This is a genomic window from Nocardia sp. NBC_01503, from assembly GCF_036327755.1.
GTDB lineage: Bacteria > Actinomycetota > Actinomycetes > Mycobacteriales > Mycobacteriaceae > Nocardia.
The window spans coordinates 259,913-283,954 of the sequence record NZ_CP109596.1 but is presented as its reverse complement, the minus strand read 5'-3'; the positions used below and the strand labels follow the sequence as shown (position 1 = coordinate 283,954).

The 24,042-nt window shown below is 67.2% G+C and carries 23 protein-coding genes and 1 riboswitch; of the genes, 11 read left to right on the top strand and 12 right to left on the bottom strand.

What is annotated here, in order from left to right; translation table 11 throughout:
- Positions 1 to 13: 13 nt before the first annotated feature.
- The gene (gene metE, locus OHB26_RS01190) at positions 14 to 2,275 is read right to left on the bottom strand and encodes a 5-methyltetrahydropteroyltriglutamate--homocysteine S-methyltransferase (RefSeq protein WP_330182383.1); all 2,262 of its coding nucleotides are present in this window, start codon (positions 2,273 to 2,275) and stop codon (positions 14 to 16) included.
- A 139-nt stretch (positions 2,276 to 2,414) separates the two neighbouring features.
- Positions 2,415 to 2,596: riboswitch (cobalamin riboswitch) on the bottom strand.
- Between the two features lie 292 nt (positions 2,597 to 2,888).
- Between metE and OHB26_RS01185 the strand changes: the two genes are divergently transcribed.
- From OHB26_RS01185 to coaD, 3 genes are all read left to right on the top strand, one after another.
- Positions 2,889 to 6,293, top strand: coding sequence for a pyruvate carboxylase (locus OHB26_RS01185; RefSeq protein ID WP_330182382.1), 3,405 nt, complete (start codon positions 2,889 to 2,891; stop codon positions 6,291 to 6,293).
- A gap of 76 nt (positions 6,294 to 6,369) precedes the next feature.
- The gene (gene rsmD, locus OHB26_RS01180) at positions 6,370 to 6,963 is read left to right on the top strand and encodes a 16S rRNA (guanine(966)-N(2))-methyltransferase RsmD (protein ID WP_330182381.1); all 594 of its coding nucleotides are present in this window, start codon (positions 6,370 to 6,372) and stop codon (positions 6,961 to 6,963) included.
- 35 nt (positions 6,964 to 6,998) lie between these two features.
- Positions 6,999 to 7,484, top strand: coding sequence for a pantetheine-phosphate adenylyltransferase (gene coaD, locus OHB26_RS01175; RefSeq protein ID WP_330182380.1), 486 nt, complete (start codon positions 6,999 to 7,001; stop codon positions 7,482 to 7,484).
- A gap of 226 nt (positions 7,485 to 7,710) precedes the next feature.
- On the opposite strand, the gene OHB26_RS01170 is transcribed toward coaD, so the two are convergent.
- The gene (locus tag OHB26_RS01170; RefSeq protein ID WP_330182379.1) at positions 7,711 to 8,682 is read right to left on the bottom strand and encodes a hypothetical protein; all 972 of its coding nucleotides are present in this window, start codon (positions 8,680 to 8,682) and stop codon (positions 7,711 to 7,713) included.
- Between the two features lie 376 nt (positions 8,683 to 9,058).
- Positions 9,059 to 9,595 carry a GtrA family protein gene (locus OHB26_RS01165; protein ID WP_330182378.1) on the bottom strand — a complete coding sequence of 179 codons (537 nt, stop codon included), beginning with the start codon at positions 9,593 to 9,595 and terminating at the stop codon, positions 9,059 to 9,061.
- A 252-nt stretch (positions 9,596 to 9,847) separates the two neighbouring features.
- Here OHB26_RS01165 and OHB26_RS01160 point away from each other — a divergent pair, with 252 nt between their 5' ends.
- The 6 genes from OHB26_RS01160 (at position 9,848) to OHB26_RS01135 (ending at position 14,008) form a co-directional block, all read left to right on the top strand.
- Positions 9,848 to 10,594, top strand: coding sequence for a DivIVA domain-containing protein (locus OHB26_RS01160; RefSeq protein WP_330182377.1), 747 nt, complete (start codon positions 9,848 to 9,850; stop codon positions 10,592 to 10,594).
- 173 nt (positions 10,595 to 10,767) lie between these two features.
- The gene (locus OHB26_RS01155; protein ID WP_330185450.1) at positions 10,768 to 11,430 is read left to right on the top strand and encodes a YceD family protein; all 663 of its coding nucleotides are present in this window, start codon (positions 10,768 to 10,770) and stop codon (positions 11,428 to 11,430) included.
- 58 nt (positions 11,431 to 11,488) lie between these two features.
- On the top strand, positions 11,489 to 11,671 hold the full coding sequence (gene rpmF / locus OHB26_RS01150; protein ID WP_330182376.1) for a 50S ribosomal protein L32: 183 nt from the start codon (positions 11,489 to 11,491) through the stop codon (positions 11,669 to 11,671).
- Between the two features lie 19 nt (positions 11,672 to 11,690).
- Complete coding sequence (rnc, locus tag OHB26_RS01145; protein ID WP_330182375.1) at positions 11,691 to 12,455, top strand: ribonuclease III; 765 nt, start codon at positions 11,691 to 11,693, stop codon at positions 12,453 to 12,455.
- Between the two features lie 7 nt (positions 12,456 to 12,462).
- Positions 12,463 to 13,320: a bifunctional DNA-formamidopyrimidine glycosylase/DNA-(apurinic or apyrimidinic site) lyase gene (mutM, locus tag OHB26_RS01140; protein ID WP_330182374.1), complete on the top strand. Its 858-nt coding sequence runs from the start codon at positions 12,463 to 12,465 to the stop codon at positions 13,318 to 13,320.
- A gap of 106 nt (positions 13,321 to 13,426) precedes the next feature.
- The gene (locus OHB26_RS01135; RefSeq protein ID WP_330182373.1) at positions 13,427 to 14,008 is read left to right on the top strand and encodes a dihydrofolate reductase family protein; all 582 of its coding nucleotides are present in this window, start codon (positions 13,427 to 13,429) and stop codon (positions 14,006 to 14,008) included.
- Positions 14,009 to 14,022: 14 nt separating this feature from the next.
- On the opposite strand, the gene OHB26_RS01130 is transcribed toward OHB26_RS01135, so the two are convergent.
- The 6 genes from OHB26_RS01130 to OHB26_RS01105 form a co-directional block, all read right to left on the bottom strand.
- Complete coding sequence (locus OHB26_RS01130) at positions 14,023 to 14,472, bottom strand: DUF350 domain-containing protein (RefSeq protein ID WP_330185449.1); 450 nt, start codon at positions 14,470 to 14,472, stop codon at positions 14,023 to 14,025.
- Positions 14,473 to 14,509: 37 nt separating this feature from the next.
- Positions 14,510 to 15,676: a glutathionylspermidine synthase family protein gene (locus tag OHB26_RS01125; protein WP_330182372.1), complete on the bottom strand. Its 1,167-nt coding sequence runs from the start codon at positions 15,674 to 15,676 to the stop codon at positions 14,510 to 14,512.
- Positions 15,676 to 16,707, bottom strand: coding sequence for a hypothetical protein (locus tag OHB26_RS01120; RefSeq protein WP_330182371.1), 1,032 nt, complete (start codon positions 16,705 to 16,707; stop codon positions 15,676 to 15,678). Before OHB26_RS01120 ends, OHB26_RS01125 begins: the two co-directional genes overlap by 1 nt.
- 36 nt (positions 16,708 to 16,743) lie before the next feature.
- Positions 16,744 to 17,025, bottom strand: coding sequence for an acylphosphatase (locus tag OHB26_RS01115; protein ID WP_330182370.1), 282 nt, complete (start codon positions 17,023 to 17,025; stop codon positions 16,744 to 16,746).
- The gene (locus OHB26_RS01110; protein ID WP_330182369.1) at positions 17,022 to 17,486 is read right to left on the bottom strand and encodes an OsmC family protein; all 465 of its coding nucleotides are present in this window, start codon (positions 17,484 to 17,486) and stop codon (positions 17,022 to 17,024) included. The genes OHB26_RS01115 and OHB26_RS01110 overlap by 4 nt, the downstream gene beginning before the upstream one ends.
- Before the next feature lie 109 nt (positions 17,487 to 17,595).
- Positions 17,596 to 18,264 carry an HAD family hydrolase gene (locus OHB26_RS01105; RefSeq protein ID WP_330182368.1) on the bottom strand — a complete coding sequence of 223 codons (669 nt, stop codon included), beginning with the start codon at positions 18,262 to 18,264 and terminating at the stop codon, positions 17,596 to 17,598.
- A 284-nt stretch (positions 18,265 to 18,548) separates the two neighbouring features.
- Here OHB26_RS01105 and OHB26_RS01100 point away from each other — a divergent pair, with 284 nt between their 5' ends.
- Both OHB26_RS01100 and OHB26_RS01095 read left to right on the top strand, forming a co-directional pair.
- Entirely contained in the window at positions 18,549 to 19,139 is a 591-nt protein-coding gene (locus tag OHB26_RS01100) for a hypothetical protein (protein ID WP_330182367.1), read from the top strand.
- Positions 19,140 to 19,251: 112 nt separating this feature from the next.
- Positions 19,252 to 20,445, top strand: coding sequence for a cytochrome P450 (locus OHB26_RS01095; protein ID WP_330182366.1), 1,194 nt, complete (start codon positions 19,252 to 19,254; stop codon positions 20,443 to 20,445).
- A gap of 3 nt (positions 20,446 to 20,448) precedes the next feature.
- On the opposite strand, the gene OHB26_RS01090 is transcribed toward OHB26_RS01095, so the two are convergent.
- Genes OHB26_RS01090 through OHB26_RS01080 form a run of 3 tightly spaced genes read right to left on the bottom strand, consistent with a single transcriptional unit; the run spans position 20,449 to position 23,791 of the window.
- Positions 20,449 to 21,150, bottom strand: a complete 702-nt coding sequence (locus OHB26_RS01090; RefSeq protein WP_330182365.1) for a response regulator — start codon at positions 21,148 to 21,150, stop codon at positions 20,449 to 20,451.
- A complete protein-coding gene (locus tag OHB26_RS01085) occupies positions 21,147 to 23,645 on the bottom strand; it encodes a sensor histidine kinase KdpD (RefSeq protein ID WP_330182364.1) in 2,499 nt (832 codons plus the stop codon). Before OHB26_RS01085 ends, OHB26_RS01090 begins: the two co-directional genes overlap by 4 nt.
- On the bottom strand, positions 23,642 to 23,791 hold the full coding sequence (locus OHB26_RS01080; protein WP_330182363.1) for a hypothetical protein: 150 nt from the start codon (positions 23,789 to 23,791) through the stop codon (positions 23,642 to 23,644). The genes OHB26_RS01085 and OHB26_RS01080 overlap by 4 nt, the downstream gene beginning before the upstream one ends.
- Positions 23,792 to 24,042: the final 251 nt, after the last annotated feature.

The window sequence follows — 24,042 nt, the reverse complement described above, 5'->3', positions numbered from 1 at the left end:
GCGCACCGTCAGGTCAGCGGACGGTTCGGGCGGCGGCGACCATATTGCGCAGGGCTGCCTCCACCTCGGCGGGGCCGCGGGTTTTCAGGCCACAGTCCGGGTTGACCCAGAGGCGTTCGGCGGGAACGGCTTTCAGGGCCTCCCGGAGGGAGGTGGTGATCTCGGCGGTCTCGGGGACGCGGGGGGAGTGGATGTCGTAGACGCCCGGGCCGACGCCGAGGGCGAAGCCCGCGGCGTTGAGGTCGTCGAGGACCTCCATATGGGAGCGGGCCGCTTCGATGGAGGTGACGTCGGCGTCGAGGGCGGCGATGGCGCCGATCACCTCACCGAACTCCGAGTAGCACAGGTGGGTGTGGATCTGGGTGGCATCGGAGACGCCCGCGGTGGCCAGGCGGAAGGCGCCGACGGCCCAATCCAGGTATGCGGCTTTGGCTTCCGAGCGCAGGGGGAGGAGTTCGCGCAGCGCGGGCTCGTCGACCTGGATGATGCGGATGCCCGCGGCCTGCAGATCCACCGTCTCGTCGCGGATGGCGAGCGCCACCTGGCGGGCGGTATCCGCGATGGGCTGGTCATCGCGGACGAACGACCACGCCAGAATCGTCACTGGACCGGTGAGCATGCCCTTGACCGGTTTGTCGGTGAGCGACTGGGCGTAGCCGATCCACTCGACCGTCATCGGATGCGGCCGCGCCACATCGCCGAACAGGATCGGCGGCCGGACGCAGCGGGTGCCGTAGGACTGCACCCAGCCATTGGCCGTGGCCTGGAAACCGGTGAGCTGTTCGGCGAAGTACTGCACCATGTCATTGCGCTCGGGCTCACCGTGCACCAGTACATCCAGGCCCAGCTTCTCCTGTAGCGCGATGACCTCCGCGATCTCGGCACGCATGCGGTCGTTGTACTGCTCGACGGTGATATCGCCCTTGACCAGAGCGGCACGATCCTTGCGGATGGCGGGGGTCTGCGGGTAGGAGCCGATGGTGGTGGTCGGCAGCAGCGGAAGGCGCAGTCGTTCCTGTTGCAGCACACGGCGTTCCGCGGCGGGTGCGCGATGGGTGGCGGCCGCGCCGAGGGTGCGCAACCGGGCGCGCACGGTGTCATCGCGCAATCGTGGATCGGTGGCCCTCGACGCCAGAGCCGCACGCGTGGAGACCAATTCGTCGGCGACCGCCTCGGTGCCCTGGTGCAGTGCGGTGGCCAGCAATCGCACCTCGACGACCTTCTCCGCACCGAACGCCAGCCACGACCGCAGCGCCGGATCGATCCCGGTCTCGACATCGAGCGAATACGGTACGTGCAGTAGCGAACCGGAGGTGGCGACCACCAGCGCGCCGGTGCTGCCCAGCAGCGTGCCCAGGGTGGCCAGTGCCCGATCGGCGTCGGTGCGCCACACATTGCGGCCGTTCACCACGCCCGCCACCACCAGCTTGGTCGCCAGCGCCGGAAGCGCCGCCACATCGCTGACCGTCACGCCCTCGGTGAAGTCCAGGGCGATACCCTCGACCGCGGTGCCCGCGATCGCCGCCAGCGCCACACCGGGACGGCCGAAGTAGGTGGCCACCAGCAGTGCGGGTCGCGCATCGGCGGCCGACAACTCCTGGTAAACCCTTGCGGCGAGCGCGATCTCGGCCTCGCTCAGATCGGTGACCAGCACCGGTTCATCGATCTGCACCCAGGTCGCTCCGGCCGCGGCGAGCTGCGCCAGCAGATCGAGGTAGAGCGGCAGCAGCGCGTCGATACGCCGCAGCGGATCGCCCGCGGCGTCCTTGGCCAGCTTCAAGAAGGTCAGCGGGCCGATCACCACCGGCCGCGCGGGCACATCCAGCGCGAGTGCCTCGCGTAATTCGTCGAGCAGCTTGGTCGCATCGAGGGCGAATTCGGTCCGCGCACCGAACTCGGGCACCAGGTAGTGGTAGTTGGTGTCGAACCACTTGGTCATCTCCAGCGGTTCCACGGTGTCGGTTCCGCGCGCCGCCGCGAAGTATCGGTCCAGCGGATCGGCGATACCGGCGACCCGCTCGGGCAGCGCGCCGAACATGACGGCGGTGTCCAGCATCTGGTCGTAGTAGGAGAAGGTGCCGACCGGAATCGAATCCAGTCCGGCCGCGATGAGCCCGGTGAGCTGATTGCGGCGCAGGTCGGCGGCGACGGCGTGCAGCTCGTCCGCTCCGGTGCGTCCCGCCCAGTAGGACTCGATCGCGCGCTTGAGTTCGCGGCGCGGCCCGATACGGGGCAGGCCGAGAACCGTTGCGGTGAAAGGGGAGGTGTTGGTCACGGGTGTGCTCCAGTGTTCCAAAGTCACTGGCCGCCGCCCAGGGGTGGCGCGAATCCGGGTAGCCCTAGGTCACCGTTCGCACGGTGCGGCAAGCTCCGGCCCGTCCACCCGATCCACGAGGCGTCGACCGCCGGATACGGCGTATCCGGCGCATTCGGCAGGTCTTCGGACTCGCGGGCACCGGCCGATTCGGCCGACCTACTGGCCGTCGCTTCCCAGGTCCATGCCCAGTGCTGATGACGGCGGTCGTTCCTGCATACCGCTGCGGGACAGTGCCGGATTCTCACCAGCTTCCCTCTCACCGGACCACCCGGGGGATGGACCGGCTTCGACACCCGGCGCCGACGGGAGGGGCTCCTCCACCATCGATACCGCGTGAACCGATTGCCCCCGAAGCATATCGGCTTCGCCATGGATCTCGTGCGGGCGGATTTCCCCCGTGCGGCCTTAGCAAGTCGGCGAATCCGTCTGCGCGCCGCCCGCTAACCTCACCGCAGCCCATGTGTCCAGGTGATGAACACAAATTCGCAACCGACCGGTATGTGACTGTGAAGATTGCTGCGAAGGTGACTTCGATGCCCATTCGACACACCCGGCCAGGTACCTTGGTCGAATGTTCTCCAAAGTCCTGGTCGCCAACCGCGGCGAGATCGCCATTCGCGCGTTCCGCGCGGCCTACGAACTCGGCATCGGCACCGTCGCGGTGTTCCCGTACGAGGACCGCAATTCGGTCCACCGGCTCAAGGCCGACGAGGCGTACCAGATCGGCGAACCGGGACACCCGGTGCGGGCTTATCTGTCCATCGCCGAAATCATCAAGGCCGCCAAGACTTCCGGAGCCGATGCCATCTACCCCGGTTACGGTTTTCTTTCCGAGAACCCGGACCTGGCCGCGGCCTGTGCGGCCGAGGGCATCACCTTCGTCGGTCCGTCCTCGAATGTGCTGGAGCTGACCGGCAACAAGGCGCGGGCCATCGCCGCCGCCAAGGCCGCCGGACTGCCGGTGCTGGCTTCGAGTGAGCCGTCCTCGGATGTGAACGAGTTGATGGCCGCCGCCGAGACCATGGAGTTCCCGGTCTTCGTCAAGGCCGTCGCCGGTGGTGGCGGGCGCGGTATGCGCCGCGTGGCGGATAAGGCGCAGCTGCGCGAGGCCATCGAAGCCGCCGCGCGCGAGGCCGAATCCGCGTTCGGTGACGCCACGGTGTTCCTCGAGCAGGCGGTGATCAACCCCCGGCATATCGAGGTGCAGATCCTCGCCGATCAGCAGGGCAATGTCATCCACCTGTACGAGCGGGACTGCTCGCTACAGCGGCGGCATCAGAAGGTCATCGAGATGGCCCCCGCACCGAATCTGGATCCCGAACTGCGCGAACGCATCTGCGCCGACGCGGTGGCCTTCGCCAAGGAGATTGGCTACTCGTGCGCGGGCACGGTGGAGTTCCTGCTGGATGAGCGCGGAAAGCATGTGTTCATCGAGATGAATCCGCGTATCCAGGTCGAGCACACGGTGACCGAGGAGATCACCGATGTCGACCTGGTGCAGTCGCAGATGCGCATCGCGGCGGGGGAGTCCCTGCGAGAGCTCGGCCTGAGCCAGGATTCGATCGTCATCCGGGGCGCCGCCCTGCAGTGCCGGATCACCACCGAGGACCCGGCCAACGGCTTCCGGCCGGACACCGGCCGGATCACCGGCTACCGCTCACCCGGCGGCGCGGGTGTGCGCCTGGACGGCGGCACCAATGTCGGCGCGGAGGTAGGCGCGCACTTCGACTCCATGCTGGTCAAGCTCACCTGCCGCGGCCGTGACTTCCAGACCGCCATGGCGCGCGCCCGTCGTGCCGTCGCCGAATTCCGTATTCGTGGCGTCACGACCAATATCCCGTTCCTGATGGCGGTCCTGGATGATCCGGACTTCCGCGCCGGACACGTCACCACCTCGTTCATCGACGAGCGGCCGCAACTGCTCACGCTCAAGAGCTCCGCCGACCGCGGCACCAAGATCCTGAACTATCTGGCCGACGTCACGGTGAACAAGCCGCACGGCACCCGGCCCACCAAGCTGTACCCGCACGACAAACTGCCCGCCCTCGATATGACCGTGCCGCCGCCCGCCGGATCGCGGCAGCGACTGCTGACACTGGGCCCCGAGGGCTTCGCCAAGGCGCTGCGTCAGCAGTCGGGTGTGGCCGTCACCGACACCACCTTCCGTGACGCGCACCAGTCGCTGCTCGCCACCCGGGTGCGCACCAACGGTCTGCTCGATGTCGCCGGGCATGTGGCGCGGCTGACGCCGGAGCTGTTGTCCATCGAATGCTGGGGCGGCGCAACCTATGACGTGGCACTGCGCTTCCTGTACGAGGACCCGTGGGAGCGCCTGGCCGCGCTGCGTGAAGCCGTGCCGAATATCAACCTGCAGATGCTGCTGCGCGGCCGCAATACCGTCGGCTACACCCCGTACCCCGAAAAGGTCACGCGCGCATTCGTTTCCGAGGCCACCGCGACCGGTATCGACATCTTCCGCATCTTCGACGCGCTCAACAATGTCGACCAGATGCGCCCCGCCATCGACGCGGTCTGCGAAACCGGCACCGCCGTAGCGGAAGTCGCCATGAGCTACACCGGCGACCTGTCGGATCCGAACGAGAATCTGTACACCCTCGACTACTACCTCAAGCTCGCCGAGCAGATCGTCGAGGCCGGGGCGCACATCATCGGCATCAAGGATATGGCCGGACTGCTGCGCGCACCCGCCGCCGCGACCCTGGTGACCGCGCTGCGCCGCGAATTCGATCTGCCGGTGCACGTACACACCCACGACACTCCCGGTGGTCAGCTGGCCACCTACCTCTCCGCGTGGCAGGCCGGTGCCGATGCCGTCGACGGCGCCTCGGCGCCCATGGCGGGCACCACCTCTCAGCCCGCGCTCTCGGCAATCGTTGCGGCGGCGGCGAATTCGCCGTACGACACCGGGCTCAACCTGCAGCACGTCTGCGATCTCGAGCCGTACTGGGAGTCGCTGCGAAAGGTGTACGCGCCCTTCGAATCCGGGCTGCCGGGCCCGACGGGTCGGGTGTACCACCACGAGATCCCGGGCGGTCAGCTGTCGAACCTGCGCCAGCAGGCCATCGCGCTGGGCCTCGGTGATCAATTCGAAGAGGTCGAGGCCAAATACGCTGCGGCGGACCGGCTCCTGGGCCGCTTGGTCAAGGTCACCCCGTCCTCCAAGGTCGTCGGCGACCTGGCCCTGGCGCTCGTCGGCAGCGGCGTGGACGTCGAGGACTTCGCCAGCGATCCGGGCCGTTACGACATCCCGGACTCCGTAATCGGTTTCCTGCGTGGCGAACTCGGTACCCCCGCCGGCGGCTGGCCCGAACCCTTCCGCAGCCGGGCTTTGGCCGGTCGCGGTCCGGCCAAGCCCGAAACCCAGCTCACCGCCGATGACGAGGCGGGCCTGAACGGCACCTCCGCCGAACGCCGCGCCACCCTCAACAATCTGCTGTTCCCCGGGCCCACCTCCGAATTCCTCGCCCACCGCGAGAAATTCGGCGATACCACCGGGCTCTCCGCCAACCAGTTCTTCTACGGCCTGCGCCACGACGAGGAACACCGCGTCCAACTCGACAAGGGCGTCACCCTGCTCATCGGCCTGGAGGCCATCTCCGAACCCGACGAGCGCGGTATGCGCACCGTCATGTGCATTCTCAACGGCCAGTTGCGCCCCATCACGGTGCGCGACCGCTCCATCGCCAGCGAGGTGCCCACCGCGGAGAAGGCCGACAAGACCAATGGCGGCCATATCGCCGCGCCGTTCGCCGGTGTGGTGACCCTCGCTGTCTCCGAAGGCGATTCGGTCTCCGCGGGCGACACCATCGGCACCATCGAGGCCATGAAGATGGAGGCCGCCATCACCGCGCCGCGCTCCGGCACGGTCCGCCGCGTCGCCATCGGCAAGGTTCAGCAGGTCGAGGGCGGCGATCTACTGGTCGAACTGCGCCTCACCGAGGCCGCGGCCGAATGATGCGCCGCCCCCGGCCAACCGCCGCCCCCGCGCCGCACGCGTTGTCGTGCGCGCGGGGAGGATCGGCGGCTCACCGATGACCCGCATCATCTCCGGTACCGCGGGCGGACGCCGACTACGCGTCCCGCCCGCGGGCACCCGCCCCACCTCCGACCGGGTCCGCGAGGCGCTGTTCAACCTCCTCGCCGCCCGCATGGACTTCGACGACATCCGCGCCCTCGACCTCTACGCGGGCTCGGGTGCCCTCGGCCTGGAAGCGTTGTCCCGCGGCGCATCCCACGCGTTGTTGGTCGAATCCGACCGCAAGGCAGCCGCGATCATCCGCGGCAATATCTCGGACCTCGGCCTCCCCGGCGCGGACCTGCGAATGAACACCGTCGCGGGCACGTTGGGCCGCAACGCCGTAGGCGCACTCGCTCTGGCTCCCTCATCCCCACCGGGCGGCCCGTACGACCTCGTGTTCTCCGATCCGCCCTACGCGGTCGAGGTCGATGAGGTGAACGCCGATCTACTGGCCCTGGCCGAAGGCGGCTGGCTCCACGAAGGCGCTCTCGTCGTGGTCGAACGCTCCACCCGCTCCCCGGAAATCACCTGGCCCAAGGGTTATTCACCCTCGAAGCCCCGCGCCTACGGCGAAACTCGGCTGGACCTGGCCGAGTACGAGCCGTAGGAACCGGCACGGTCGGACTGCGGTAGCGTTCGACCATGGCTGGAGCACTGTGCCCGGGGTCCTTCGATCCCGTGACCAATGGACATCTTGATGTATTCGAGCGGGCCGCCGAGCAGTTCGACGAGGTGATCGTCACGGTGGTGGTGAACCCCAACAAGAAGGGGATGTTCACCGTCGAGGAGCGCATGGAGCTCATTCGGGAGGTGACCGCGCACCTGCCGAACGTGCGGGTCGAGTCCTGGCGCGGGCTGTTGGTCGATTTCGCCAAGGAGCAGGGCGTCAGCGCCATCGTCAAGGGGCTGCGCGATGCCACCGACCTCGGGTACGAGATGCAGATGGCGCAGATGAATCGCAAACTCACGGGCGTGGATACGTACTTCATCGCGACCGATCCGGAGTACGGCTTCGTCTCGAGTTCGCTGGTGAAGGAGGTCGCCGCCTACGGTGGCGATATCTCCGATCTGCTGCCGCCGGCCGTGCACAAGGCGCTGATCGCCCGGATCGCCGAGAACCGCGGCTGAGCGTCGCCGCACACTGCTGAGGTTCAACGCGTGATCCCATCCCGCCATCCCGGCGTGCGTTCGGCCGGGATCCACACCTGAAGTGGCTCAGCTGATTTCGGTGGATTCCCGCCAAAAGCATGCGGGAATGACGAGGTGGTCGACGACACCACGACTGTATTTTCAGTAACCGCATCGGGTGGGCACCTTCCGCTGGTGCCCACCCGGCGCGGTTTCGGCGAGGTCCCTATAGCCGTTGGGCCGAAATTCGGCGCGGCGCGGGTGCCGGGGCTGGTGCTACGCGGCCCTCGGCGCGGCGCGGCCGGGACAGCGCGGCGCGTAGGCGGCGCGCGGGGGCATCGGTGTGCAGGTCGTTCCAGGTCCACCTGACGACCTGAAAGCCCAAGGCGCGCAAGCAGGTTTCGCGGATCTGTTCGCGGCGCAGGGCCTCGGGGACATTGTCCGCGCGGTGTAGCAGACGGCCGTAGCGCAGTGGCCCGTCGAATTCGCAGAGGGTGGCGAACTCCTCGTAGTAGAAGGCCACCCGGCCCACGAAACGGCCGTCGGGGGTCAGCACATTGCCCTGGGTGCGGGGGAGCGGGAGACCTCGGCGGCCGAGCATGAGGCGGCTCAGAGACTCACCCGCGCTTCGGCTCCGGCCATCCAGCGCCGCGACCACCCGCTTGGCCTGCGCTATGCCGTGACGGCAGCGCGCGAGCGAGAGTTCTTCGCCCAGTTCGGCTTCGGTGAGACCGAAGGTTCCGGTCAGCGCATCGCACGCCACCACCGCCGCTTCGAACGGCAGGGACAGGGCCAGATCGATCACCGTGCGCGCGGGTGGGGTGACGAGCAGCCCGTCGATCTCCACGGCCGAATCCAGCGGTGAGCCATGCACTTTCGTGTACGGCCGGGTGCGGCCGCCGCCACGCCGGTTGCGGGTCACCACGACTCGATCCAGCGGTGTACGCCACAGCGGAGCGCCGTACAGCACGGCGGCGGATTGATGACTGACCACCGTCCCGGCGGCCATATCCGGTAGCACCGCCTCGATCAGCAACCGATGCCGTTCCCGCCAATTCCGCGCGGGAACCCCTGCGGCCAGCGAGATCGCCCATGGTGCGGAGGAACCCTCGGGCGCTGACCCGCCGCCGCGCGTCGCCGTTCCCGTGCGCCCCGGTGCGGGCGTCGGTGTCTGCCCGCGAGCGGGAGCCCAGTCCACCGACGGCTCGCACCCCTCGAGCAGTCGTCGGGTCAATCGCTTTGGCGCGCAAAGCTGTCGGAGACTCGGCTCACTCACCGGCTCGGACTTCCGCGACGGGCTCATTCGCCCTCCCCGCGTGGGCGTCCGCGCCGCCAGCCATGTCTGACGCAGGACGCGTGGACCCTCCCGGCGGGGCGCGGGGGTGCGGGGCGGCGGGTATCTTGCCGTCCGCCAAGGCATCCGTGCGATCTCTGCATGGTCGGAACCCCTCTCAATCGGTCTGTGCTTGCTTGGACGCAGGCAGCACCGAGCGGGTTCCCCTATCCCGGAAATGACGAATCCTCGCACGCCTTGCCGTTTTTCGGCGAGTGCGAGGATTCGGGTGGCGCAGCGGTCAGAAGACCCAGAGCCGCAGGGTCAGGAAGCGGATGGTGCCGACGGCGGCCGTGATCGCGAGTACCGCGGCGGCTTCGGCGATATCGCCCATGCCCGGTGCGGTGGACTCCAGGATCGCCAGCCCCGCCGAGGTGATGGCCAGACCGGCCAGTGCCAGCCCGCCGCCCTCGAGCTGTGCGGTGAACCAGCGCACCCGACCGGCCGCGTGGAAGGTGAGCCGCCGATGCAGTTCATTGGCGACCGCGGTGCTCACGATGGATCCGGCCAGATTGGCCAGCTGCGGGCCACCGCCGTAGAAGGCGAGGAAGAGCATCAGATAACCGATATTGCTGAGGCCGCCGACGAGGGCGAAGCGAATCAGCTGCGCGAAGGCGTGCTCACTGCGCAGCCACGCGCCGAGCTGTCCGGTCCAGCGGACGCCGGCGGTACGCACGGCCTCGGTTCCGGAGACCATCGCCTCGGTGCCATATGCGTAGGCGTCGACCAGCGCAGTGCCGGGCATCGTGGCCCGCTGCGGGATGTCCAGGACAGCCATTGTCATTTCCCTCGAACACGTCAGGAGCCTGCCCTGCGGAGCGGTGCTTGTAGCTGCCCCGCGGCCCTGACACAACAATTTCTTGTTGCTTGAATGTAAACCAACTGGAGGGGTTTCCTCCACTTCTTTTTGTGTGGTGTGAAACAGGTCTCCGACACGCCGGGTTCGAACCTTGTTGACAGCGCGCGGAAGGGCAGACTTGTTCCCGCGGAGTTCTCGCCGTGAAGTCCTGGCAGGAGAGTGGGGTAGCACATGTACCGGGTATTCGAAGCGCTCGACGAACTCGTGGCCATCATCGAAGAGGCGCGGGGCATCCCGCCGACGCGTAACTGCATCGTCCCGCGCGGTGAGGTACTCGAACTGCTCGACGATGTGCGCGAGGCGCTGCCGGGTGAGCTCGATGACGCCCAGGATGTCCTCGACCACCGCGACAAGATCGTCATCGATGCCCGCAATGCCGCCGAAACCGCCGTGACCGGTGCGAATCAGCAGGCGCATGAGACCGTCACGGGTGCTCGCGACGAAGCCGACCGCATCCTCGCCGATGCCAAGGCGCACGCGGACCGCATGGTCGCCGAGGCCCGCGCGCACGCCGAACACCTCGTCGGCTCCGCCGAGGCCGAGGCCGAACGCGTGGTCGCCGACGGTAATAAGGAGTATGAGACGGTCACCGGCCGCGCCCGCTCCGAGGCCGATCGCATGGCCGCCGCCGGACAGGCCAGCTACGACCGTTCGGTCGCGGACGGTAAGGCCGAACAGGAACGACTGGTCTCGGCCACCGAGGTGGTCCGGGCCGCACATGTCGAATCCGCCCGGCTCATCGACGCCGCCCAGGCCGACTCCGATCGCCTGCGCACCGAGTGTGACGAGTACGTCGACGGCAAGCTCGCCGATTTCGAGGAGACCCTGCAGAACACCCTGCGCATCATCGGCCGCGGCCGCAACCAGGTCCGTTCCGGTACGACCGTCCCGGATTACGCGGCGGAGTTCCGGCGGTAGGTTCACGGCCGTCCCGGTTCCGGACTGAGTGGAGCGGGGGAGGGAAGAACCGGGACTTCAGGGCCGTGAACCCCTAGCGCAGCGGAGGCAATGGGCGCGGTTTGGGTTGTTGTCAGGCGTTTCGGTATTGTTGAGTGGTTGCCCATTCCATACCGAACGTGAGTGAGTCCTTGATGTCCGAATCCGGTTCCAAGCCGCGTCATCGTCGCACGACGATCGACGACGCGGGCTTCAATCTGGATGCGCGACGCCTGGGCCGCAAGCCTGGCTCGATCCTCCCGGTCAAGCGCACCTTCGATACCGATGAGCGCATCGGTATCGAGATGATCGGTATCCCCGCGGGCGGTGCGGTCGAACTCGACCTGACCCTGCAGTCGGTCTCCGAAGGCGTACTCGTCCTGGGCACGGTCCGCGCGACCCTCGAGGGTGAATGCTCGCGCTGTCTCGAATCGTTCACCGACGATATCGAGCTGCATCTCACCGAGTTGTTCGCCTACCCGGAGAGTGCCACGGAGAAGACCACCGAGGAAGACGAAGTGCATCGCCTGGTCGATGACATGATCGAACTCGAGCCGGCGGTCGTCGACGCGGTCGGTTTGGAGCTGCCGCTGCAGCCGCTCTGCGAGCCGGATTGTGCGGGATTGTGCCCCGAATGCGGTGTACGGATGGCGATTGCGGGTTCCGGCCATGGTCATGAGATACTTGACCCTCGCTGGGCCGGGCTCGCGAAATTGAAAGTCGCCGACGACGAAGTCGTCAGTGATCTTGCAGGCGACGAAGTCGCTTCAGCCCCCGGAAGTGGTGCCGCAAGCGCCGCACCGGACACCCATCAATAGATTCTGAACTTACGGCGCACAATCGCGCCGCGAGTCCGAGGACAGAGGAGAAGTAGTCGTGGCCGTTCCGAAGCGCCGGATGTCCCGTTCCAACACCCACTCGCGCCGGAGCCAGTGGAAGGCCAGCGCGCCTACCCTGATCACCTGCCCGAACCGTGCCTGCGGCCAGCAGACCCTGCCGCACATCGCGTGCCCCTCGTGCGGCACGTACAAGGGCCGCCAGGTCACCGCTGCGGTCTGATTCTCTGATCCAGCCGATCGTGACCGCCAGCAAGGACGCGGCGGAGGTGCCCGCCGTGGGTGACTCCGCCGACCATTCCAGCCTGCTCGAAGCGCTCGGCGTCGACGTACGACCGGACCTGTTGCGCCTCGCGCTCACCCACCGGTCGTACGCCTACGAGAACGGCGGGCTGCCGACCAATGAGCGCTTGGAGTTTCTGGGCGACTCCGTACTCGGCCTGAGCATTACCGAACGCCTGTATCTGGAGCATCCGGATAAGTCCGAGGGTGAGCTCGCCAAACTGCGTGCCAGCGTGGTGAATATGCATGCCCTGGCCGAGGTGGCTCGCAAACTCGGCCCGGGTGGACTCGGTACCCACCTGCTGCTCGGCAAGGGCGAAGAGCTCACCGGCGGCCGGGACAAGCCCAGCATTCTCGCCGACGGTATGGAGTCGCTCCTCGGCGCCGTTCATCTCGAGCACGGCATCGACACCGCGCGCACCGTGGTACTGACCCTCTTCGCCGACCTGCTCGAGCGTGGCCCCCGCATGGGCGCCGGGCTCGACTGGAAGACCAGTCTGCAGGAGCTGACCGCCGAGCGCGGTATCGGCGTACCCAGCTATGAGATCACCTCCACCGGACCCGACCACGATAAAGAGTTCACCGCTACCGCGGTGATCGGTGGGAAGGCGTACGGCCAGGGGGTGGGACGCTCCAAGAAGGAAGCCGAGCAGAAGGCCGCGGGCGCCGCCTATCGGGCGTTGAACGCCGAGAATGCCGCTGCCACCGAGGAATCGGCGCAGTAGCCGCCCGATGCCCGAACTTCCCGAAGTCGAAGTCGTACGACGCGGTCTCACCGAACATGTGGTGGGCCGCGTCGTCGATTCGGTGACCGTCAAACATCCGCGTTCGGTGCGACGGCATCTGCCCGGCGGCGATGATCTGGCCGCCCGGCTCGCCGGACGGCGGGTCGACTCCGCGCAGCGGCGCGGCAAATTCCTCTGGCTCACCTTCGATGAGCCCGATCTCTCCCTCGTCGTCCATCTGGGCATGAGCGGGCAGATGCTGGTGCAGAGCGCCGACGCGCCCCTGGAGAAGCACGCGCACATCATCGCGAATCTCGATACCGGGGCGCAGTTGCGCTTCGTGGATCAGCGCACCTTCGGTGGCTGGCAGCTCGCGGATCTGGTCGACGTGGACGGGACGCTGGTGCCCGAACCGGTCGCGCATATCGCCCGCGATCCACTGGATCCACTCGTCGACGATGAGCTGACCGTCGCGGCCATGCGCGCCAAGAACTCCGAGATCAAGCGGGTGCTGTTGGATCAGACCGTGGTCTCCGGCGTCGGCAATATCTACGCCGACGAGGCGCTGTGGCGGGCGAGACTGCACGGGGAGCGGGTGGCGGCCAAGCTGACCCGGCCGGTGCTGCGCGGCCTGCTCGGTGAGGTGCGCACGGTGATGACCGAGGCGTTGCTGGCCGGTGGCACCTCCTTCGACGCGCTCTATGTGAATGTGAACGGCCAATCCGGCTACTTCGAGCGTTCGCTCAATGCCTACGGCCGCGAGAGCGAAGCCTGCCGTCGCTGCGGTGCGCCGATGATCCGCGAGAAGTTCATGAACCGCTCGTCCTTCTCCTGCCCGCGCTGTCAGCCGCGGCCGCGTAACTGACAGTTTCTGCCGCTGTTGCCCGGTCTTCGGTTCTTGCCTCCCTACTGAAGCCATTGAAGCGCTACCTTTTTCACAGCGGCATGTGTGATGCCGGCTGGAGGGACCAATGCGCAAACTGACCTACTACGTGGCAGCGACCATCGACGGCTTCATCGCGTCGGAGGACGGTTCGGTCGACTTCTTCCCGGTGGGGGGTGATCACGGTCCCGCGATCACCGCGCAGTATCCGGAGACGCTACCGACCAAGGTGCGCGAGGCGCTCGGGGTGGACAGACCCAGTGTCACCTTCGACACCGTGATCATGGGGCGCAAAACGCACGACTTCGGCGTGCGCACCGGAACGTCGAGCCCGTACTCGCATCTGCGCCAGTTCGTGGTCTCGGCCAAACTGCCCGAGACACCGGATCCCGATGTCGAACTCATCTCCGGTGATCCGCTCGCCCGGGTGCGAGAACTCAAGCGCGAGAAGGGCCTCGGCATCTGGCTGTGTGGCGGTGGCGAACTCGCCCAGTCCCTGCTGCCGGAGATCGATCAGATCTTCCTCAAGCTCTACCCGATCGTGCTCGGCCACGGCCGCCCACTCTTCGGCGCGGGGGCCCGATTGCCCGAGCCCACCCGCTACCGGGTGCTGACCAGCCGCATCTTCGAGGACGGCGTGGCCTTCCTCAAGTACAGCCGGGTGCGCTGAAAGCGCTTGGTGCGCTAGAGGATCGCGACCGCGACGACCAAGCCCAGTGCGAAGTGCGCGGCCGCGACCACCAGGGCCTCGGTGGCGAAGGTGGGGCTCTTCAGGACCTCACCGATATTGATGCCGAGCACCATCTCGATCACGCGCACCGAGATGACCTGGGCGACGATGCCGACCAGACCGTAGATCAGCGCCGCGATCAGGCCCTCGGAGAGCTTGCCCGCCTGCGCGTAGATGGCCAGCACCACGATGAAGGCCATGCTGAGCATGCCCGCGGCGCTGACGATCACGGCATTGGGCAGGCCCTGCGCGACCATCTTGCGCAGACTGCCGGGGGTGGTGAGGTCGACCGCCTGGAAGCCGATGAGCATGAGCGCCAGGCCGATCAGCGCGTAGAGGAGGATCGCGCCTGCGCCACGGCCGAGTGAGCTCCAATACCCCGACTCGAGCGCGAGAGTGGTCATCATCTGGTGTGTCCTCCGGGACGGGTGGTGGATGGGATCAGGGCTGCGGAATACGGTGTGGCACAAAGGTGGAACTGTCATCGGTGATCAGGCCGACGGTCTCGCGGATGCCCAGGCCCGCCGAGGTGTCGCCGACGATCCAGGCACCGAGGACCGGGCGCATACCGTCGAATTCCGGTAGCGGGTCCAGCATTTGGTAGACGAAGCCCTCTTCGCCGTAGACGCCGCCGGTGGCGGTCTCCATCCCCGGGCCGACAATGGTCATATTCGCGCCTTCGCGGCCCAGCTTGGGTTTGCGAATGTACTCGGTGAGCTCGTGCGGGTCATCGATATAGGCGGGCAACAGGTTCGGGTGCCCGGGGTACATCTCCCACAGCACCGCCAGCAGCGCCTTGTTGGAAAGCATTGTCTTCCACAGCGGTTCGATCCACATGGTGCCCGGTAGGGACTGTGTCACGCGCTTGCCGAAGTCGTCGTCCAGCACCCATTCCCACGGGTACAGCTTGAAGACCGAATCGATGGACGCCTCGGCGAGATCGACGAAACGCTCCAGCTCGGTATCGAATCCGATCTCCTCGATCGGCAGGGCTACCGTGTCGAACCCCGCCTCGGCGGCGGTCTCCTGCATGTACGCGGTGGTGACATTGTCCTCACCGGAGCCGTCCGCACCGGACCAGGTGAAGTGCAGTTCGGCCGTCGGCAGCAGCTCGCGCACCTCACCCCAGCGCTCGACCAGCTTCTCGTGCAATGAGTTCCACTGATCGTCATCGGGATGGGTGTCGGTCAGCCAATGCCACTGCACGATTGCCGCCTCCAACAGGGAGGTGGGGGTATCGGCGTTGTACTCCAACAGTTTCGCCGGTCCGCGCCCGTCGTAGCGCAGGTCGAAGCGGCCGTAGATATGCGGGTCCGAGCGCTTCCAGGAGTTGGCGATATGCTCCCAACTCCACTGCGGCAGACCGAAATCGGCGAATCGCTCGGTGAGGATGATGTGCTCCACGGCGTGCAGGCACATACTGTGCAGCACCTCGACCTGCGCCTCCAGCGCGAGGATCTCGTCCATATCGAACTCGTAGTGCACCGATTCGTCCCAGTACGGGCGGGGCTGGCCATTGGTATCGCGCCCCGGGGATCCGTACACCAGCCCCTGACTCTCGATGATCTGCTGCCAACCCGGGCGCGGAGTGCTCCGCACTCGCCGCATCAAGAACCTCCACCGATTTTGGAACCGAGCCCGCCGCGCTGAATAGTGCTGCCGCTCTTGGTCTTCACATCCGCGCCCTTGGGCAGCACGGTGGTGCCGCCGGTCGGTGCGTGGCCGATCGTATTGCCGCTGCCACCGTAGTAGTAGCGGTATTGGCTGCCATTGAGAATGAAGATGCCGCCCAGACCGCTGCTGCCGGTGCGCTTGGCGTCGTCGCAGTAGTTGTCCGGGACCACGATCTCCTGATTGTCCTTGGTGGCGGTAATGGTCTGGCCATTGCCGACCGCGACCACCTGCCCCTGTTTGGCCACCACCGTGCAGTAGGCGGTCACCTCGGGCGTGGTCAGGGCGTCGTACGCCAGATAGCCGCCGCCGACCAGCGCGGCCACACCCACCACGGCCGCACCGCCGATGAGCAGCTTCTTCTTTTTGGCCTTCTTGGCGTCCTCGGCCTCGGCGGCGGCGCGTTCGGCCTCTTCGGCGCGCTTGCGCGCCTTCTCGCGGGCGCGGGCCTCGGCGACCGTCGGCGGACGGGGCGCGGTGACCCCGGCCTGCTGTCGCTGCACACTGCCGCGGCGCGGCTCCGGAGCGGGCATCGGCACCGACGGCGCGGGCGGGTAGACCGGCGGCACCGGGAGTTCGAAGGTCGGCGGCGTCGCGAATTCACTCGTGCGCGCAGCCGCCTCGACGGTGGGCTCGGTGGCGGGCGCACCGGAAGGCGCTGTGTGCTCGGGGGATTCGGCGTGCTCAGCGGATTCGGCGGGCGCGGAGCTCGGGTCCGTGGTCGCTTCGTGCCGGGGGTCGGGGGATTCGGACCCGTCATCACGCTTGCGGATAGGGCGTCCGCCCGTACCCCAGGCGCGCCCGGTGACCGGGTTCACCTCGGCTTCCGAGGTCGGCTCGGGTCCGGAATCGCTTGCGCTGATGCGTGATTCGTCGCCGGTGGGCTGGGCGGGAGTATTCGCGGAGCTATCGGGATCTGGCTGCCGGCTCGGATCATCCGGATTGCCGCCGAGACGTTCAATTGCCAACGATCGACTCCTGGGGCTGCTCGACGTGCGCGCGCATCAACGCTCCTCGAATCCGATTATGCCTCCCTGGCCGTTTCCCCAGTCGTCGACGACCAGGTCCACGCGACCAGGCGTGTCGCCGGAACGTAGCAGGGTCAGCAGGGTTTCGCACGCGGTACGCGGACCTTCGGCGACCATGTGCACGCGGCCGTCCCGGTGGTTGCGGGCGTACCCGGTCAAGCCCAGCTCCAGGGCGCGGGACCGGGTCCACCAGCGGAAGCCGACTCCCTGTACCTGCCCGTGCACCCAGGCGCTGAGCCGGACTGGGGTTTGCGTCATTCGTCGACGCGGAAGGTCAGATTGACGGTGGTGCCCGCCTTGAGCGTGCGGCCCACGGTGCAGACCCGGTCGATGGAGCGCTGCGCGGCGACCAGCAGGCGTTCGCGGGTGGCGTCGTCGAGTTCGCTGAGATCGAGGTCGAAGGATTCGTTGAGTTCCGGGTAGGTCTCGTTCTCGCGGTCGGCGTCACCGGAGACGCGCACGGTGGCGTCGAAGTCGTCGCCGAGTTTGCGGGCGAGGGTGAAATCGGCGCTGAGCCCGGTGCATCCGGCGAGCGCGATCTTGAGCAGCTCGCCCGGGGTGAACGCGCCCGGGACGCCCGCGGAGGCGATGAGCACCTCGCCGCCGCGATTATTGCGGCCGGTGTAGGCCCGGGTGCCGGTGCGCTCGGCCCACAGCTCGACCGGTGCGTCGGCGGATGCGGGTGCGGCGGACTGCGGTGCGGCGGTCTGTTCGGACATACCAAGATCCTCGCATTCGTGCGGAATTCACTACCGTTCGGTTCGAAACAGCGCCGTCGTCAGCGGAATTCCGTCGTGGGGGTGAGATGGGCTACCGGTGCCCGCGGGCTCAGGCCGACGCGATGACCGCTGAGATCCGCTCGGGCGTGAGCACGCCGAGGTTCTCGGCGACGAGCGAGGTCAGGGCCAATGCGTCGGGCGCGGGTGGGTAGCGCGGATGCGGGACGGCGATGACCGTCATACCCGCGGCGTACGCGGCGCGCAGACCATTGCTGGAATCCTCGATCGCCACGCACCGATCGGGCGCGATGCCGAGCCCGGCCGCGGCGGCGAGATAGCCGTCCGGTGCGGGTTTGCCGCGCTCGACCTCTTCGGTCGAGACGGTGGTGTGGAACAGTTCGGTCACACCCATGTGATCCAGCACCACATCGATGAGCCTGCGCGGCGATGAGCTCGCCAGGCCGAGGGTGAAGTGATCGGCGAAGCGGCGCACGGTCCGCACCGCATCGGGCATGAGCGGTAGCTGCTCGGCGTATCGGGCGGCCATCCGGGAGATGACATCCGCGGCCACCTCATCGGGTGTGCGCCGGCCGTCGAGGAGATCCTTACTGGTGTATTCCGACCATTCGGCGGTGCTCATCCCCATGAACCGGTCCTGGGTGTCGGCCAGCCAGCGCCCGTTCAACTCGGCGATGTACTCGCGGCGCACCTCCTCCCAAATGGGTTCGGTGTCGATCAGTACGCCGTCCATATCGAAGACGATGGCTGCAACAGGCATGTGCCCCATCGTCCCGGTCACCCCCCGGACCCCGCGCGCCGGGGGTGACCGGACGGGGCGGTCAGTCCGGTTCGGCTTCGGCGGGGGGAGCGCGTCCCGGATCCCGGAGCTGGGCGGGCGCGGCTGGGGCAGCTGCGGCGACGCGCTCACCCGGTTGCGGGAGATCACCGACCCGTATGCCTGAGCCGGTTAGGGCATATGTCCGATACCCGTTGCGGCCCTGCGTATCTAGTCTCTGAGCGGGTCGGGTGGGTGGCCGCTGCGGCGGCGGGAGGAGTATGGCGATGCGTATGGGTGGCCGCCGACATATGGTGTTCGGGGCATTGCTCGCAATGCTCGCATTGATTCTGGTGCTGGGCGGGTGCAGTACGAAGGAGTCCGGATCCGGCGGGGCGACAACGAGTTCGGTGACCAAGACCTCGACCCCCAAAACCAGCGTGCCGACGAGTTCCGGTGCGCCGCAGCAGAATCCGGGTGGAGTTGCGGGCAATCCCGGTGGAGGAGCAGGTAATCCGGGTGGCGGGCAGCCGAACAATCCGGCACCGCAACCCGGTGGCACCGACAATTGCGGTGACAACTGTGGACTCCCGCCGGGCGGGATCGACCACTGCGGTGACAACTGCGGTGCACCGCCCGGGGGAATCGATCACTGCGACGACAACTGCGGTCAGCCGGGTGGCATCGACCATTGCGGTGACAACTGTGGTGTGGTGACCACCTCGCCCGCACCGGCGACGACGGTTACGACCAGCGCCGCGGTGACCACGACGGTGGCGACCACCAGCGTCGCGCCGACCACCACCGTCGCGACCACCCCGCCTGCCCCGGCGGTCACCCCCGGCGGTGAAGTGGTGGTGCCCGGCGCGGCTCGCTGACACAGTGTCCACTGAATGAGATTTCGGTCCGAAACGCTCACCGCGCCCGCCTCGGCGCGGTTAGCGTCCGAATCGAAAGTCAGACACCCGCAAGCGAATGCCGAGGTGGGCCGTGGGCACCGTCCTGGACATCTACGATCCCGAACTCTATGTGGATGGTCCGATCCACGAGATGTTCGCCGAATTGCGCGGGATACAACCCGTGTATTGGCAGGACATGCCCGGCGAGCCCGGATACTGGGCGATCCTCAAACACGCGGATGTGGCCCATGTGGCGCGCAATCCACTGCTCTTCTCCGCCGAGCGCGAGGGCGTGATCCTGGAGAATCAGCCGCCCGAACGGCTGGAGCAGACCAGGAACATGCTGCTCATGATGGACCCGCCCCGGCACACCGAATACCGTCGACCGCTCGCCGAACATTTCAAGGCCCGGGTGATCGGCGAAATGGAGGACCGGGTCCGCGCCTTGACCCGCCAACTTCTCGAAAACATCGACGGTGACGTGGAATTCGTGCACGAGATCGCCGGGGTGCTGCCCAGTCAGGTGGTCGGCGGACTCTTCGGTATCCCGGCCGCGGACTGGACCGATATCCGGCAGTGGGCGGAACAGTCCACCAGCCAACAGGATCCGGAGCTGGTCGGCGATTTCGACGTGACCGCCGAGATGACCAAGATGGCGATCTACGCCATCCAGTTCGCCATGGCGCGCCGCGCGGGGGAGCCGCGGGCCGATCTCACCTCTCTCATCCTCGCCGGTGAGTTCGGCGGAAAGGCCATGTCCGACATAGAGTTCGGCAGCTTCTTCACGCAGCTGGTGGTCGCGGGCAACGACACCACCAAAACCATGCTCTCGTCGGGAGTGGAGCTGCTGCTCCAGCATCCGGACCAGCTCGCGGCGCTGCGCGCGGACCCCAAACTGATTCCCGGTGCGGTGGAGGAGATCCTGCGCTACGCCAACCCTCTGCACTACTTCCGGCGCACCGCCACCGAGGACACCGAAATCCGCGGCGTCCCGATCAAGTCGGGCGACAAGGTGGCCATGTGGTACACCTCCGCCAATCGGGACGAAGAGGTATTCACCGATCCGCAGCGCTTCGACATCCGCCGAAACCCCAACCCGCACCTGTCCTTCGGTCTGGCCCAGCACTTCTGTCTGGGCGTGCATCTGGCCCGCCTGGAAGGGCGGGTCTTCTTCGAGGAGCTGCTCGCCCGGTTCCCGAAGATCGAGCAGACCGGCGACTCCCGCCGCATCCGCTCCAACCTCAACAACGGTCTGAAGTCACTACCCCTGCGCCTGACCCGCTGACTCTCACACCTGGAAGCGGTAACCCATTCCCGCCTCGGTGAGCAGGTGTTTGGGCTGTGACGGATCGTCCTCGAGCTTGCGCCGCAACTGCGCGAGATACACACGCAGATAATGGGTTTCGGTGGCGTAGGACGGACCCCACACCTCGCGCAGGATTTCGCGGCGGCCGACGAGTTTGCCCTTGTTGCGGACCAGCATTTCGAGCATGCCCCATTCGGTGGGGGTGAGGTGCACGTCGCGGCCGTGCCGGGTGACCTTCTTGGCGGCGAGATCCACTGTGAAGGAAGAGGTTTCGATTACCGGCTCGGAGGTGTCGGCGGTGCCGGAGGAGCGGCGGACCGCGGCGCGCAGCCGGGCCAGCAGCTCGTCCATGCCGAAGGGTTTGGTGACGTAGTCGTCCGCGCCGGCGTCCAGGGCCTCGACCTTATCGGAGGAGTCGGTGCGCGCGGAGAGCACGATCACCGGGGTGGTGGTCCAACCGCGCAGTCCGGCAAGGACTTCGATGCCGTCCATATCGGGCAGGCCCAGGTCCAGCACCACCACGTCGGGATGCTTCTCGGCGGCCGCGCGCAGGGCCGCGGCCCCGGTGGATGCCGTGGTCACCTCGTAGCCGCGCACCGACAGGTTGATGCGCAGGGCCCGCAGGATCTGCGGTTCGTCATCAACCACCAGGACTTTCGTCGGCGCGGGCGCCGCGTTCGTCACTCGTTCTCCTGTTCATCGCATGCCTGCATATCGATCACCATGGTCAAACCGCCGCCGGGGGTGTTCTCGGCGTGCACGGTGCCGCCCATGGCGTCGACGAAACCGCGCACCACCGACAGGCCCAGGCCCACACCGGTGGAGTTGTCGCGATCGCCGAGCCGCTGGAAGGGTTCGAAGAGCTGATCTTCCATACCGGTCGGAACTCCCGGACCGGTATCAACCACCGTAATGGCTACGCGTTGCCCGGTGTGTTCGGCGGTGACTCGCACCGGTGAGTCGCCGGGGGAGTAGCGCACGGCGTTGTCGATGAGATTGGCCAGCACGCGCTCCAGCAGCCCGCCGTCCGCACGCACGCAGAGGGTGCCGACCTCCACCTTCACCCGGTTCATGGCTACGCGCCCCAGCCCACGGGTGCCCATGCCCATGAGCGCGTGATGCACGACTTCATCGAGGTATGTTCGCCGCATCTGCGGTTTGATCACGCCGACCGCGAGCCGCGAGGAGTCCAGCAGATTGCCGACCAGCGCGGTCAGCTGATCCACCGATTCCTCGATGGTCTCCAGCAATTCCGCGGTGTCCTCGGGGGAGAACTCCACATCCACACTGCGCAGGCTGGAGACCGCGGCCTTGGCGCCGGCCAGTGGCGTGCGCAGATCGTGGCTGACCGCGGACAGCAGTGCGCGGCGCAGTTTGTCGGCCTCCATCACCGCCTGTGCGGCACCCGCCTCGGCCTGCAACTGCTTCTGATGCACCAGTCCCGCCGCCTGATTCGCGACCGCACCGAGCACCAGCCGGTCACCGGAGCTGAGCGCGCGCCCGCGCAGCAGCAGCCAGTGCGTATCGTCGCCGGCTTCGATGGCGGTGAAGGCGTCGATCACCTCGGTCGGCGGATCCTCGCCGACCGAGGCCACCATTGCCTCATCGGTGATGAGGCTGACAGCCTCCTGGCTGAAGGCTTCGCGGGCCCGCTCGAGCAGGTCCGGCAGATCCGCGCCGTGCAGCACCGCGCCCGCGAACAGCGTCAGCAGTTCGGCTTGCCGAGAGGCCTTGCGCGCCTCGCGGGTTCGTTTGGCCGCCACATCCACCAGCGCGGCGACCGCGACCGCCACCATCAGCAGCACCACGATGGTGAGCAGATTGTCCAGCTCGGCAATCGTGAGGCTGTGTCGGGGCTCGGTGAAGTACCAGTTCAAAAGGACACCCGAGAGCAAGGCCGACAATGCCGCCGGGGCCACGCCGCCGAACAGCGCCACCACGATGACGCCGATGAAGAACAGGGCGCTCTCCCCGCCCAGATCCAGCCAGCGGTCCAGCCACAATCCGGTGACGAGGCAGATGAGCGAGGGCACCAGCAGTGCGGCGGACCAGGATCCGAGCTTGCGCTCGCGCGGGGCGAGTGAGGACCAGCGGAAGCCGCGATTGGACTCCTCGTGGGTGACCATGTGCACATCGATCTTGCCGGACTCCTGCACCACGGTCGCGCCGATGCCCTCGTCGAGCATGCGCGCCCAGCGTGAGCGCCGCGAGGTGCCGAGTACCAGCTGGGTCGCGTTCACCTGACGCGCGAAATCCAGTAGCGCCGTGGGGACATCGTCACCGGTGACGGTGTGCAGGCTCGCGCCCAGGCCGGTGGCCAGATCGCGCAGCCGGGTCAGGCGCTGGGTGGAGACCCCGGCCAGCCCGTCACCGCGGACCACGTGCACCACGATGAGTTCGGCACTGGATTTGGCCGCGATCCGGCTGGCCCGGCGCACGATGGTCTCGGATTCGCCGCCGCCGGTGACGGCCACCACCAGGCGTTCGCGTGCCTCCCAAGTGTCCGTGATCTTGTGGTCCGCACGGTATTTCGCCAAGGCGGCGTCCACCTGATCGGCCAGCCACAGCAGCGCGAGTTCGCGCAGCGCGGTCAGATTGCCGGGCCGGAAGTAATTGCGCAGTGCCGCGTCGACCTTGGTGGCCGCGTACACATTGCCGTGGGAGAGCCTGCGCCGCAACGCCTCCGGGGTGATGTCCACCAGTTCGACCTGATCCGCGGAGCGAACCACCCAGTCCGGCACGGTTTCCCGCTGCACCACGCCGGTGATCTGCTCGACCACGTCGTTGAGGCTCTCCAGATGCTGCACATTGACCGTGGAGACCACATCGATCCCGGCGTCCAGTAGCTCCTGTACGTCCTGCCAACGCTTTTCGTGCTTGCCGCCCGGCACATTGGTGTGCGCGAGCTCGTCGACCAGCACCACCGCGGGGGCGCGCCGCAGCACCGCCTCCACATCGAGTTCGGGCAGGGTGGTCCCGCGATACTCGATCATGCGCGGCGGAATCCGTTCGATGCCCGCGAGCATCTCGGCCGTCTTGGATCGCCCATGGGTCTCGACCACGGCCGCCACCACATCGCGACCGCGTTCGAGCCGCCGATGTGCCTCCGACAGCATCGAGAAGGTTTTGCCCACGCCCGGGGCAGCACCCAGATAGATCCGTAGCTGACCGCGTCTCACTCGTCCATCATCGCGTGCGGAGTGGAAAAACCCGTTCGGCCCGCGCGGACGCGCAGGCGGGTGGGTTGCGCACCGGCGATAACGCGCAGCAACAGCGCGGCAGCCAGAAATCCGAATACCACCAGCATCGGAATGATGTCCGGCACGATCGCTCCTCGTTCTTCGGCGGTGACGCCCGATCGATCGGACCGGACTTTCCTGTTCTACCGCCGATTTCGTCGAAGAGGCTGGTACTGACGCTTTCTTAACGCCCGCGCGTCGTGATCCCGGCTACACCGTTCGATCCGACGTGCGGGCGCTTCGGTGGAGGGCTCGCCCCGCTGAGTCAGCCACCGGGAGTTGCGAGGCGAGACCTCCACCCCTCGAAGCGGTCTGGTCACCCACACGATTCCCAGAA

What these genes read in the sequence shown, in the direction of transcription:
- OHB26_RS01110 (WP_330182369.1), bottom strand. Translation starts at nt 17,486, where the DNA reads ATGTCCGAACAGACCGCCGCACCGCAGTCCGCCGCACCCGCATCCGCC.
- OHB26_RS01185 (WP_330182382.1), top strand. Translation starts at nt 2,889, where the DNA reads ATGTTCTCCAAAGTCCTGGTCGCCAACCGCGGCGAGATCGCCATTCGC.
- coaD (WP_330182380.1), top strand. Translation starts at nt 6,999, where the DNA reads ATGGCTGGAGCACTGTGCCCGGGGTCCTTCGATCCCGTGACCAATGGA.
- rsmD (WP_330182381.1), top strand. Translation starts at nt 6,370, where the DNA reads ATGACCCGCATCATCTCCGGTACCGCGGGCGGACGCCGACTACGCGTC.
- OHB26_RS01100 (WP_330182367.1), top strand. Translation starts at nt 18,549, where the DNA reads ATGCGTATGGGTGGCCGCCGACATATGGTGTTCGGGGCATTGCTCGCA.
- OHB26_RS01105 (WP_330182368.1), bottom strand. Translation starts at nt 18,264, where the DNA reads ATGCCTGTTGCAGCCATCGTCTTCGATATGGACGGCGTACTGATCGAC.
- OHB26_RS01165 (WP_330182378.1), bottom strand. Translation starts at nt 9,595, where the DNA reads ATGGCTGTCCTGGACATCCCGCAGCGGGCCACGATGCCCGGCACTGCG.
- mutM (WP_330182374.1), top strand. Translation starts at nt 12,463, where the DNA reads ATGCCCGAACTTCCCGAAGTCGAAGTCGTACGACGCGGTCTCACCGAA.
- OHB26_RS01135 (WP_330182373.1), top strand. Translation starts at nt 13,427, where the DNA reads ATGCGCAAACTGACCTACTACGTGGCAGCGACCATCGACGGCTTCATC.
- OHB26_RS01115 (WP_330182370.1), bottom strand. Translation starts at nt 17,025, where the DNA reads ATGACGCAAACCCCAGTCCGGCTCAGCGCCTGGGTGCACGGGCAGGTA.
- OHB26_RS01130 (WP_330185449.1), bottom strand. Translation starts at nt 14,472, where the DNA reads ATGACCACTCTCGCGCTCGAGTCGGGGTATTGGAGCTCACTCGGCCGT.
- OHB26_RS01125 (WP_330182372.1), bottom strand. Translation starts at nt 15,676, where the DNA reads ATGCGGCGAGTGCGGAGCACTCCGCGCCCGGGTTGGCAGCAGATCATC.
- OHB26_RS01160 (WP_330182377.1), top strand. Translation starts at nt 9,848, where the DNA reads ATGTACCGGGTATTCGAAGCGCTCGACGAACTCGTGGCCATCATCGAA.
- OHB26_RS01155 (WP_330185450.1), top strand. Translation starts at nt 10,768, where the DNA reads ATGTCCGAATCCGGTTCCAAGCCGCGTCATCGTCGCACGACGATCGAC.